Origin of the sequence: Candidatus Phytoplasma asteris (assembly GCF_038505995.1) — a bacterium.
Classification (GTDB): Bacteria; Bacillota_I; Bacilli_A; order Acholeplasmatales; family Acholeplasmataceae; genus Phytoplasma; species Phytoplasma asteris.
Genome location: NZ_CP128414.1, coordinates 473,671 through 485,970 on the forward strand (window position 1 = coordinate 473,671; position 12,300 = coordinate 485,970).

At 26.7% G+C, this 12,300-nt stretch carries 10 protein-coding genes; 7 read left to right on the plus strand and 3 right to left on the minus strand.

Translation table 11 applies throughout. The features are described from left to right. Nucleotides 1-4: 4 nt before the first annotated feature. On the minus strand, nt 5-1,297 hold the full coding sequence (gene tig / locus QN326_RS02550; protein ID WP_034172465.1) for a trigger factor: 1,293 nt from the start codon (nt 1,295-1,297) through the stop codon (nt 5-7). Between the two features lie 745 nt (nt 1,298-2,042). Beyond that, nucleotides 2,043-4,961 (minus strand): excinuclease ABC subunit UvrA, encoded by a 2,919-nt coding sequence (gene uvrA / locus QN326_RS02555; protein ID WP_342386405.1) that lies wholly within the window; start codon nt 4,959-4,961, stop codon nt 2,043-2,045. 470 nt (nt 4,962-5,431) lie between these two features. On the opposite strand from uvrA, the gene QN326_RS02560 reads away from it, so the two are divergent. Genes QN326_RS02560 through QN326_RS02575 form a run of 4 tightly spaced genes read left to right on the plus strand, consistent with a single transcriptional unit; the run spans nt 5,432 to nt 6,690 of the window. Further along, a complete protein-coding gene (locus tag QN326_RS02560; RefSeq protein ID WP_034172467.1) occupies nt 5,432-5,680 on the plus strand; it encodes a hypothetical protein in 249 nt (82 codons plus the stop codon). Between the two features lie 29 nt (nt 5,681-5,709). Further along, nucleotides 5,710-5,880 carry a hypothetical protein gene (locus tag QN326_RS02565; protein WP_156956364.1) on the plus strand — a complete coding sequence of 57 codons (171 nt, stop codon included), beginning with the start codon at nt 5,710-5,712 and terminating at the stop codon, nt 5,878-5,880. A gap of 51 nt (nt 5,881-5,931) precedes the next feature. Further along, nucleotides 5,932-6,285 (plus strand): hypothetical protein, encoded by a 354-nt coding sequence (locus tag QN326_RS02570; RefSeq protein WP_342386406.1) that lies wholly within the window; start codon nt 5,932-5,934, stop codon nt 6,283-6,285. Nucleotides 6,286-6,291: 6 nt separating this feature from the next. Next, complete coding sequence (locus QN326_RS02575) at nt 6,292-6,690, plus strand: hypothetical protein (protein ID WP_342386407.1); 399 nt, start codon at nt 6,292-6,294, stop codon at nt 6,688-6,690. Nucleotides 6,691-6,779: 89 nt separating this feature from the next. Here the strand turns inward: QN326_RS02575 and QN326_RS02580 are convergent, their stop codons facing one another. Continuing rightward, entirely contained in the window at nt 6,780-7,031 is a 252-nt protein-coding gene (locus QN326_RS02580; protein WP_034172470.1) for a hypothetical protein, read from the minus strand. A gap of 184 nt (nt 7,032-7,215) precedes the next feature. On the opposite strand from QN326_RS02580, the gene QN326_RS02585 reads away from it, so the two are divergent. The 3 genes from QN326_RS02585 to argS all read left to right on the plus strand — a co-directional run bounded on the left by QN326_RS02585 (nt 7,216) and on the right by argS (nt 12,256). Beyond that, nucleotides 7,216-8,718, plus strand: coding sequence for a DEAD/DEAH box helicase (locus tag QN326_RS02585; protein WP_342386408.1), 1,503 nt, complete (start codon nt 7,216-7,218; stop codon nt 8,716-8,718). Between the two features lie 92 nt (nt 8,719-8,810). Continuing rightward, on the plus strand, nt 8,811-9,689 hold the full coding sequence (locus tag QN326_RS02590; RefSeq protein ID WP_011160805.1) for a deoxyribonuclease IV: 879 nt from the start codon (nt 8,811-8,813) through the stop codon (nt 9,687-9,689). An 893-nt stretch (nt 9,690-10,582) separates the two neighbouring features. Further along, nucleotides 10,583-12,256 (plus strand): arginine--tRNA ligase, encoded by a 1,674-nt coding sequence (gene argS, locus QN326_RS02595; protein WP_342386409.1) that lies wholly within the window; start codon nt 10,583-10,585, stop codon nt 12,254-12,256. Nucleotides 12,257-12,300 lie beyond the last annotated feature (44 nt).

The window sequence follows — 12,300 nt, forward strand, 5'->3', positions numbered from 1 at the left end:
AATTTTATTTAGCAACAACAGCTTTATTAATAACAAGTTCTAAGGCTTCACCCATCAAAAGAGAATGTTTTAGGTTTTTTTCAGGAAGGTTTTGTTTGATTTGATTAACTGGAACTTTGTAATGGTTACTTAAGTTTTGGTATTTTTGTTCGATTTTTTCTTGGGAAATAGTTAGTTTTTCTTGGGCTGCAACTTGTTCCATAATAAGTTGATATTGGATGTTTTTTTGTGCTTGTTGGCTGAATTCTTTTTCCATTTTTTCATCATCAATACCTAAATATTGTTTGTATTGTTCCAAAGTTAAATTTTGTTGTTTTAATTGTGCTTCAAATTCTTTTTGGAGGCGGATTTGTTCTTGGGAAACAATTTCTTGAGGAATTTCTAATTCGGAATTTTTAACTAATTGTTCTATTACTTGTTTTTCAACGTTTTCTTTGTCTTTGTGTTTTTTTTGAGCTAAAAGAGTTTGTTTAGTGTTGTTTTTTAATTCTTCTACGGTTGAAGCATTGACAAGTTTAAGTGATTTTACCAAATTATCTGTTAGTTGAGGTATTTTTTTAGTTTTGATTTGGTGTAGAGTTACTTTAAAAACAGCTTTTTGATTAACTAAACTTTTTTGGTGGTAATCGCTTGGAAAAGTGATATTAATGTCTTTGGTTTGTCCTTGTTTCATCCCTAACATTTGGTCTTCAAAACCAGGTACAAATTGACCAGAGCCAATTTCTAAACTAAAATCTTTGGCAGTGCCACCTTCAAAAGGTTTGTCATCAACAAAGCCTTCAAAATCAAAAATAGCAATGTCTGTTAATTCCAAAAAGTCGTTTTGGGTTTTGGATTCCAAAGTTGTTTGTTTTTCTAATAAGGAATTTATTTTTTCTTCCACTTCATAATCTGTTACTTCAAGATCGTCTTTTGTAATTTCTAACCCTAAATATTTTTTTAAAGTAACTTTAGGTTTAACGATAAATTCCAGTCCGAAAGTAAAATTTTGATTATCTTTAAGTTTTTTTTCGTCTAAATCAATTACTTGAGGCATTCCCATACTTTCGAAATCTTTTTTTTGTAGGACTTCTTGATATTTGGTTTGCACGATATTTTCTAATGCATCGGAGTATAAATTGTCTTTACCGAAACGATTTTCAAAAATTTTTCTTGGAACGTGCCCTTTTCTAAAACCTTTAATTTCTACTTTTGGTTTAATTTTTTCATAAGCACTAGCCAGTTGGGTTTCTAATTCCTTTGAAGAAACTTCAAAAAAATATTGTACTTTTTGATCGTTGATTTTTTTAATTTCCATTTTTAATACCTTTTTCTTTTTGGTTTGTTGGGGTTTTTTTTATGTTTTGGGGTGTTATTTATTTTGATTATGAAGCATCAATAAAAACTAAAAAATATTGTTGTTGGGGGGTTATTTGGTTTAATTGGTGCAAATAGTTGCAAATAATTATGAGTTTTTTCATTTATATATTGATTATATAAGCAAATTCCAATTAAATTAGTGTTAATTGTTTTTTGGGGAAACAAGTTGGGTTTTTGCATTTTTGTTTTACAATTTGGCAACTAATTTATAATTAAGTTTTTTTAACTAAATTAAAAGTTGTTTTTTGGGTTCGCGGGTTTATTTAGTTTAATTTTTTAGCTTTTTTTAATTCATTTAATCTTTTTTATAAATATTTTGTGGTAGAAAAATAATTGTCATTTATAAATTTTGTAATTGTGTAAATTACTTTTCTTTCCTACTATTTATTATACCATAATAACTAAATATTTCTTGAAATTATTAGTAATTTTTGCTTTCTGATTAAATGGTTTTTTGGTGAGGTTACAATTAAAATATTTTTTTGTAGAAGGATAAAATATTTCCTAAAATTGTTTGGTTGGTGTGAGTTTAAAAGTGGTTTTTGTTTTTGCCCATTTTGCAATTTTTTTTAAATATTAGTTTTTTAAATTGTTAAATTGATTTTAATTAGTCCAATGTTTGGGATGTAGTTAGTTGGGATTTATCTAAATTCAAAGTTTGATTGCATCTTTAAATTTTGGATTTATTTTTTTTCGTTAAGAATCTTTTTTAAATATTTACCAGTATAACTTTTTTCATTTTGGCTTACTTGTTCTGGGGTTCCTGTTGCAACTACATATCCGCCACAAGCTCCTCCTTCAGGACCTAAATCAATGATATAATCAGCATTTTTAATTACATCTAAATTATGTTCAATTACAACAATAGTAGCTTTTTGATCTGTCATTTGATGAAGAACTTTAAGCAATTGTCTAACATCTTCTGAATGAAGTCCTGTGGTAGGTTCATCTAAAATATACAAAGCACCTGGAAAAACTTTTTTGTGTAGTTCGCTTGCTAATTTAACTCGTTGGGCTTCTCCTCCGGATAAAGTTGGCGAGGACTGTCCTAATTTAATGTAGCCGAGCCCTACATTTTGTAAAATTTCTAATTGATGTTTAATTTTGGGATGATTTTGGAAAAATAAAACCCCTTCTTCAACACTCATAGCAAGAATATCTGCAATAGTTTTATCTTTGTATTTGATGCTTAAAGTTTCTTTTTGATAACGAGTTCCTTTACAAGCTTCGCACATAACATAGACATCTGGTAAAAAATGCATAGATATTTTTTTAACTCCATCGCCACTACAAGCCTCACATCTACCGCCTTTAACGTTAAAAGAAAAACGCCCTTTTTGATAACCTTTCATTTGGGCTTCTTTAGTTTTGGAGTAAAGTTCTCTAATTTCATCAAAAACACCAGTATAAGTAAGGGGATTACTGCGAGGAGTTTTACCAATTGGGTCTTGTGAAATTTCAACTATTTTTTTGACTTTGTTAAAATCGTTTACTAAATGACTAAAATCTTTTTGTTGAGTTTTGTTTTTTTTGCTGTATTTTTGTTGTAAACAATCAAGTAAAACATCATTTACTAAAGTAGATTTTCCCGAACCAGAAACGCCTGTAACTACAATTAATTGTTGCATAGGAAAACAAACATCAATTGATTTAAGATTATTTTTAGAAGCTTTGGTAACTAAAATATGATCTTTATTGCCTTTTCTTCTAGTTTTGGGAAATGTAATTTGGATTTGTTTAGATAAGTATTTTCCTGTAAGGCTGTTTTTGTTTTGCATTACTTCTTGGGGTGTGCCAAAAGCTTGTACTTTCCCTCCCAAAATGCCTGCTTGAGGACCAATATCAATTAAATAATCAGAGGCAAGCATTGTATCATGATCGTGTTCTACTACAATTAAAGAATTGCCTAAATCTCGCATTTTTTGAAGTGATTTAATTAAAAGATCGTTGTCTTTTTGGTGCAATCCAATGGAAGGTTCATCAAGGACATAAAGTACTCCTGAAAGTTGGGAGCCAATTTGAGTAGCAAGTCTAATTCTTTGTGCTTCTCCTCCCGAAAGAGTTGCTCCACTGCGCGATAAAGAAAGATATCCTAACCCAATTTCTTGTAAAAAAGTAAGACGATTAATAACTTCTTTGAGAGCTAAATTAATAATTTTTGTCTCTTCGTTGGACAATTCTAAATTTTGGAAAAAAGCAAGGGTTTGTTCAATTGATAAATCAGTTATTTCATAAATATTTTTATTATTAATTTTAAAAAGTAAAGCCCCTTGATTAAGTCTTTGTCCTTGGCATGTTTTGCATTTTTTTTCCATCATATAATTAAAAATCCATTTTCTGATCCATTCGCTGGTTGTTTCTTCAAAACGTCTTTTAAGCATAGAAGCTATACCTTCAAAAAAATCATATTTAGGAGTTTTGGTGGTGGTATTTTTGGAAAAACGAGAAAAACGCAAAGGAGGCGTTAAAGGAATTTGGTCAGGTGAACCATAAAGAATAATATTTAGTTTTTGGGGATCTATTTTTTTTAAAGGAACAGTCATATCAATTTGATAATGATTGCATACAGCTTTTAATTCTTGTTCTTTGCTAGCAAAATTATTATATTCATTATTACTTTTAAAAATTAAAATTGCACCTTTATTTAATGGTTTTTCATAATCTAGAATCATATCGCAATCAATTTCTGCTGTTTTTCCAATCCCTTTACAACTTTGGCAAGCTCCTAAAGGAGTATTAAATGAAAAAAGTCTTGATTCGCGCAAGGGAATATCAAAATTAATGCCTTCTAAATGATAATTGCAATTTAGTTTTAATATTTGATGGTTTTTATTGTTGTTTTCATTCTTATTACTATCATTACTATTTTTACTTTGATAATTCATAATAAAAACTTTTCCTTGAGCTAAATTTAGAGCTTGTTCTAAGGCTTCAAAAAGACGAGTTTGATTATCTGAATTAACTTCAAAACGATCAATTACTACATAAATATTATGATATTGATTTTTTGATAAAGAAGGAATATCATCCATTAAATAAATAGTATCATTAATCATTACTCTATTAAAACCATCTTTGGCAAGAGCTTCTAAGGTTTTTTGATGGGTACCTTTTTTTCTTTCAATTATAGGAGCAAGAATTAATATTAGTTGCTTGGAAAATATTTGATTAGTTTTAGTAATCATTTGTTCTTTGGTTTGTTTTTCTAAGACAATATTTTTTTCAGGATGAAAAGGAACTGCAATATTGGCATAAATTAATCTTAAATAATCATATATTTCTGTAATAGTTCCCACAGTAGAACGAGGATTATTAGAAGTTGTTTTTTGGTCAATACTAATAGAAGGACTCAAACCTTCAATACTATCTACATCAGGTTTTTCAAAACTACCTAAAAATTGTCTAGCATAAGCACTTAATGATTCTACATACCTTCTTTTTCCTTCTTGATATAAAGTATCAAAAGCTAAAGAAGATTTGCCAGAACCTGATAATCCTGTTATAATAACTAATTTATTTTTGGGAATATCAATATTAATATTTTTTAAATTATTTTGACGAGCTCCGCGAACTTTAATAAATTGATGTTTATTGGTTTTCATTTTAATTCCTTTTTTAATATATTCCTTTATATTTATATCGGCTTATATATATTATTTATAAATAATAATTTCTTTGTTAATTATAACAAAAAAGATTAGCAAAAAGTAAGAAAAGATAAGAAAATGATATAAAAGATGAGAAAAGTAATGGAAAATGAGCAAAAAACTTGCAAAAAAAAGAGTAAAATAAAGGTAAGGGAGTTTTTTATTCCCTGAAAACTAAAAGGAGAGTAAAGGAATGTTTTTTTGGAATCCATTTATTAAAGATAAAAAAAGTAAATAAACCTGTAGTTGTAATTGCAATTGTATTTTTTGTTATTTGTTTTATATTCACATCAATCGAAGAGTTTCAAAAAAACAAAACACAAAGTAAAAAAGTAGAAGAGTCAAATGAATAAGCAAAAAAATTAATAGGTAAAATAGATGATGAAATTGAACGCAATAATGAAATGATATCAGGCAGACCGAAAATGACAAAAAAACAACTTATGCTAGAACAAATTAATTCCCAACAAATATCATTAAAACTAAGATTATCACAAATTAAAAAACCATTAAAAGATTCTGAAAATGATTTCGAAACTGCAATATCAAATTCAGACGGTAAAAAAGCAAAAGAAATAAAAGAACTTCAAGAAAGATTAATAAAAGAAGTTAATGATATTTTAGAAGAATTGGAAAAACTTAGAGAAAAAGAGAAATTACTTAATTCAATATAACTAATAAATTAAATAAAAAGGAATTGAAAATGCATTTACAACAAAAAAATAATAAAAATTTTATAATATTAACAGTAGCATTTACAGTATTAATGTTAGGATTAATTTTAGGTATTTGTTGGGTTTTAAAATCTAAACAAGAACCTGCCAAAGAAGACACAAGCAAAACAACTACAAGCACAACAGGAAGTAATAACTAACTGTTTCATTTATTTAGACAACTTAATTCTAAATTTGAATTTGAATACTATATGGCAAATGCACCTTTAGATATTAAAAATAAAATGGATGACATAAAACAAGAAATCGAAAGAAAAGGAATTGAACCAACCCAAGAAGACGGTTTAAACTTCGTGAAACACATAATGCAATCTTTTTTACTACCTAAACTAAAAAATAAATTATCACCAAAAGCATATAACGAATATAAACAACAGATTAATGAAGCATTAGAACGCATTAAAGCTGCAACTTTTCAAAACCAACAATTACCAGAAATGATTAAAATAGATGGTGGAATTAAACACAATAACGACTTAATTAACAACATAGATAAAGATAAATCATTCATTGATAAAGGAAAAAATGAATCAGAAAATAACTAAACAAGCTTGGACCGCAACAAAATTAATGAATTAAAAGAAATAAAAAAAGAGATTGAAGATTATCATATAAAAATTGAACAATTACAAAGAAAAATCGCTACTAAAGAAAAAGACCCCAAAATAGAACAATATCAAAAGGAATATGATGAACATATTAAAAATTTTAATTTATATCAGCAACAAATGAGGGGAATAACACCAGAAAAGGAATTACAAACTAAAATCGAAGCCGAGTTAGCTGCAAAACAAAAAGCAATTAAGGCAAAAAATAATCTAGAAACTGAAATTAAAAGAGACAAGATAAAATTAGATTATGCCTTAAAAGAACAACAAAATCTTTATAATGTAATATACAAAGAATTATCTCCCAAAGGAAAAGAAGAATTAGACAAAAATACTAAATAACAATTGATTAACTAAACAATCCATATATAAAGATAAAAACTATTTTCATTAAGAAAATAGTTTTTTTTATATCTTAGATTAAATTTTAATTATTTCTTTATTTGTTCCCAAACAGTAGCAGATATATAATATAAAGGAATTGAACACAAACAAACAACAACACCCCAAGATAATAAATTAGAAAAACTAAAGTTAAAACCTTTTTTATTTGATTTAATATTTTTATTATCTTTGGTTAATTTCGTTTTATTATTATATTTCTTACTTTGTTTTAAATCATTATTGTTTTGTTTTTTCTTTTTCTTATTATCATTATTCTTATTATTTTTATTTGTTTTCATTACCCTATTTTCTTTCCTTAATATATGTCATTATAATTTATAATCAAGTCAAAGACTTACTTATATTTTAACTGGAAATAAGTTTTTTTCAACAATTTATTGCAACAAAATTAATTTATTACTAAAATACTTCCAAATTACCAAAATACTGGTATAATATATATGATTTAAGGAGGTTTTTAACTTGCAAAACTATATTAAAAAAAAAATATTACAACTTCAATTCCAAACTTTAACTCCCATCCAAAAAGAAGTCTTTTCACAATTTGAAAAACCAGGTAATCTAGTAGGAATTGCTCCTACAGGAACAGGCAAAACCCATGCTTATCTTTTACCGATATTAAGTAAAATTGATTTCCAAAAACCATTTACTCAAGCAATTATTTTAGTCCCTACCAATGATTTAGTATTTCAAGTATGGGAAATGTTTAAACAAATTGAAAAAACTAATTTTACCAAAATTCTTTACGGAGGAATGGATAAACAAAAAGCAATTGCTACTTTTGAAAAAAAACAACCTCCATTAATTATTGCAACTCCCGATAAGTTATTAGAATACGCGTTTAAACTAAAAAAAATTAACTTAAAATATGTATCTTATTTAGTCCTTGATGAAGCTGATATGATGTTTGATGAGGTATTTTTAACTTCCCTAGACCCTTTAATTAATCATCTTAAAGCCAAAATTTTATTATTTTCAGCTACCATTACCGAACAATTAAAACCTTTTATTAATCGTTATTTTGGTAAATCTACTTTTATTGATGTTTATAAACAAAGTAATCTTAATCGTACTTTTTATTTATTAGAAACAACTACAAGCAGAATGCAGACCTTAATTCATCTTACCAAAGTCCTTAATCCTTATTTAGCACTCGTATTTGTCAATGAAAAAAAAGAACAAGAATTAGTATTTCAAACTTTACAAAATGACAGTCTCAAATTGCTTAATTACAACTCTGCTTTATCAGTTAAACAAAGAAAACAAAGCCTTAAAGCTATCCATAAATTAAAATATCAGTACGTAATTGCATCAGATCTTGCAGCTAGAGGAATTGATTTTGATGCTTCTTGTGTTATTCACTACAACTTACCTTCACACCTTGAATTTTTTTTCCACAGAAGTGGTAGAACATCAAGAATGGGCAAAAAAGGTGAAATCATTGTTTTGTACGACCCCCAAGACATTAAACAAAAAGACAAAATTAATAAATTAATTCAATTAGGAATTACTTTTCATCAAGCCTCTTTAAATAAAGATGGTTTTATAAGAACTCAAAATTACAAAACTATTACAACTACCAAAACTGATAAGCCAAATAAAAACAATAAAAATACCAAAAACATTCAAAAAAATCAAAACAATCAAACTAACCAAAAAAACAATTACAACCAATCTAGCCAATCTAGCCAAAAACAATTTTTCAAACAAAACAAATTTACCAAAGAATCCAAACTTCCTAAAAAAGAAAATAATAAAGATTATACTTTGGAAACACCAAATAAAACTCAAAACACAGTCCAAGAAACAAACAACAACAAAAAAACTAAAAGCAAACAAGTAAAACCCAATTATAAGAAAAAGAACCAAAAAGAAAACCAATCCCCCAAAAGCAAAAGTACTTTTTTGCAAACAAAATTCAAACCAAAAGCCAAATACAAATCACAAAAACCATCAAAAAAATAAATTAACGAATTACAAAACTAATTATCAAGAAAAAACTAAACTAATTTATAACTAATAAATCAAAAAAACAAACCAATAAAGGAGCTTTTATCATGTTATTTTTGGGAAGCCATGTTGCTATGAAAAAACCACATAATTTTCAAGGAGCCATCCAAACTGCCATTTCTTATGGTGCTAATGCTTTGATGGTTTATAGCGGTGCTCCACAAAATACGATAAGAACCAAAACCGAAGAATTAAAAATTAAACAAGCCTTAGAAATTGTCCAAAACAACAATTTATCTTTAAATAATTTGGTAGGGCACGCTCCTTATATTATCAATCTTGCTAATCCCGACGAGACTAAAAGGGCTTTTGCAATTGATTTTTTATCCCAAGAATTAGAACGTTTTGCAGCAATGAAAATTAATAAAATGGTTTTACATCCAGGAAACTATCTCAAAACAAACCCCCAAGAAGGAATTAGTTTAATTGCTCAAAGCCTTGATTTAATTTTTGAAAAAACCAAACATTTAAAAACCCAAGTTGCCTTAGAAACTATGGCAGGCAAGGGAACTGAAATTGGGAAAAACCTAGAAGAATTGCAACAAATAAGAACCCAAGTTAAAAACAACACAAGAGTTTCTTTTTGTCTTGATACTTGTCATCTTTTTGATGCTGGCTATGATTTAAAAGAAAACTTAGAAGAAATTATCCAAAAGATAGATTCCATTTTAGGATTTCAAAATATCTCTGTAATTCATATTAACGACTCTAAAAACGAATGTAATAGTCACAAAGACCGCCATGAAAACATCGGTTTTGGCAAAATCGGTTTTGAAACTTTACTCAAAATTATCTATCATCGTGCTTTTGCTTGTATCCCTAAAATTTTAGAAACTCCCTATATCAATGACAAAGCACCTTATAAACGCGAAATTGAAATGATTAAAGCCAAAGCTTTTAACCCCGAATTAAAAAAATTATTTTAAAAAACAAACTAATCATTAAAACAAGTTTGAAAAAATCCAAAATCACTTATAATTAATATTGGTGTTTATTGTTTATTAAAATATTTTCTAAAACTATTTTAGACTTTCAATATAGCATTTTAATAATGTTGAACATCGAAAAATACAATTATTAGTGAGGTTTTAAAATCATCGATAAAAAACAAATTATAAGCAATACATTTTCTTTTTGGAACACATTAAATCCCAATTATCAAATGATAATTATTGCTTTTATCATCGGATTATTTTTTTTCTTTTTACATAGTATCATCAAAATAATTATTGGTATTATTTTATTAATTTTAATATTAAAATTTGGTTTAAAAGTTGATTTTTTAAGAAATATTAACTAACCTTACCAAACTAGATAAAATATTTACTTTCTAATTAAAAAAATAATTTATTATTTAACAACTCTTTTGCAAATTAAAGGGTTGTTTTTTTAATTTTAATTAGGAATACCAAAATATAAAAAGAGTACTTTTTAACATTTAGGCTATTTTTTAATATTATTTAATAAAAATTTATGAATAAAAAAATGCATAAATGCATTTAAAAACATTTTATTACTAAAATTAACCCAAACCAAACCCAACAACAAAAATTTTTTTGCAATTCTTAATATTTTTCTATCTAATTTACAAATACCAAAATAAGTATCTTAACTTTTTTCAAACAAAAATTATAAAAAATGCTATAATAGTTTTATAAAATATGTTTATATATCTTAAAATATCAAAAATGTTTATCAAAAAATTAACGAGACAAATTTTAGGTAAAAAGTTTTTAATAATTTCATTATTTTATCATTTATTGTCATCATTCAGGAATCATTTTTTATTTTACAATCCAAAAAGAAAGGAACTGCAATCATGAATTTACAAACCACTAAAAGCAAAATCCAAAATGCAATCCAAAAAGTTTTATTAGAAGAATTAATTTTACAAGAACAACTGGAAAATGACAAATTTGATTTTTCTTTACCTTTGTTTGCTTATGCCAAAAAAACAAAAACTAACCCTCATATTATTTTTGAAAATATCAAAAAAAACCTTGTCAAAATAAACGAAATCCAAGAATTAATGTTTTTAAACGGTTTTTTAAATATCAAACTTAAAAGAGCTTCATTAGCTTACGAAATATTACTCAAAATCAACGAATTACAAGCTAATTATGGCAATTTTCCCAATCAAAATCAAATCATAGTTATTGATTATTCTTCTCCTAATATTGCTAAAAACTTTTCTGTTGGTCATCTGCGTTCTACTGTTATTGGAAACGCTCTCAAAAATATTTATCAAAAATTAGGTTTTGAGGTAGTAGGAATCAATCACTTAGGAGACTGGGGAACCCAATTTGGTAAAATGATTGTAGCTTATCAAAAATGGGGCAACAAAGAAAAAATCCTAAAAGACCCAATTAACGAACTACAAAAATTATATGTTTTTTTTCATCAACAAGCCAAAACCAATCCTGAATTAAACGAACAAGCCAATTTTGCTTTTTTACAATTAGAACAACAAAACCAAAAATATCTCGATTTGTGGAAATGGTTCCGCGAAGTGTCTTTACAAGAATTTTGCAAAATTTATGATATTTTGGGGATTTCATTTGATTTTTTCTTGGGAGAATCTTTTTATAATGACAAAATCGCTCCTCTTTTTGAAGAATTAGAACAAAAAAAACTTTTAAAAGAAGAAGACCAAGTTTTGCTTATAGAACTTGATAATTTACCTCCTGGTTTAGTGAAAAAAACTAATGGCAGCACCTTGTATTTAACAAGAGATCTAACTACTTTTAAATATCGTTTTAACACTTTTAATTGTCAAAATGTTTTATATGTTGTAGGCAACGAACAAAAACTTTACTTTAAACAATTAGCCCAAATAATTGAAAAAATGGGATACTGTGACACTAAAATAAAACACATTAATTTTGGTTTAGTTTTGATGGATGGCAAAAAAATTTCTACTAGACATCACAAATTTACTACCTTAATTGAAGTAATTAATCAAGCTACTATTTTAGCCCAAAAAATCATTGAAGAAAAAAATCCTCATTTATCAAATCTTAACCAAACTGCACGCAAAATCGCTGTAGGAGCCATCATTTTTAACGACCTTAAAAACGATAGACATCTAGATATTGATTTTAATTTAGAAACTATTTTACAATTTAAAGGACAAACAGGACCTTATCTTCAATACACAGCAGCACGTCTAAATTCCCTTTTAAACAAAGAAAAACTAGACACAAACTTAATTGACAAAACCATTTATCAAAAAGACCATTATTTTATTTTAGTAAAATTATTAGACCAGTTTCCTTTAATTTTGCAAAAAGCCCAAAAAGACAATATGCCAAGTATTTTGGCAAGATATATGTTAAAAATAACTCAAAATGTTAACTTTTTATATTCACAAGAAAAGATTTTAACAGATGATAAAACCACTACAAACACTAATCTTTTATTAATCCAAGCAGTTTTTATCACTCTTAAAGAAAGTTTAAGAATTTTAGGGGTTCCTTTTTTAGAAAATATGTAGTAATTTTTAAAAAATACCTTATTTTTCATAAAACAATTAAATCC

Excerpts from the sequence above, each read along its gene's own strand:
- tig (WP_034172465.1), bottom strand. The coding sequence starts at position 1,297 with ATGGAAATTAAAAAAATCAACGATCAAAAAGTACAATATTTTTTTGAA.
- uvrA (WP_342386405.1), bottom strand. The coding sequence starts at position 4,961 with ATGAAAACCAATAAACATCAATTTATTAAAGTTCGCGGAGCTCGTCAA.
- QN326_RS02560 (WP_034172467.1), top strand. The coding sequence starts at position 5,432 with ATGACAAAAAAACAACTTATGCTAGAACAAATTAATTCCCAACAAATA.
- QN326_RS02565 (WP_156956364.1), top strand. The coding sequence starts at position 5,710 with ATGCATTTACAACAAAAAAATAATAAAAATTTTATAATATTAACAGTA.
- QN326_RS02570 (WP_342386406.1), top strand. The coding sequence starts at position 5,932 with ATGGCAAATGCACCTTTAGATATTAAAAATAAAATGGATGACATAAAA.
- QN326_RS02580 (WP_034172470.1), bottom strand. The coding sequence starts at position 7,031 with ATGAAAACAAATAAAAATAATAAGAATAATGATAATAAGAAAAAGAAA.
- QN326_RS02590 (WP_011160805.1), top strand. The coding sequence starts at position 8,811 with ATGTTATTTTTGGGAAGCCATGTTGCTATGAAAAAACCACATAATTTT.
- argS (WP_342386409.1), top strand. The coding sequence starts at position 10,583 with ATGAATTTACAAACCACTAAAAGCAAAATCCAAAATGCAATCCAAAAA.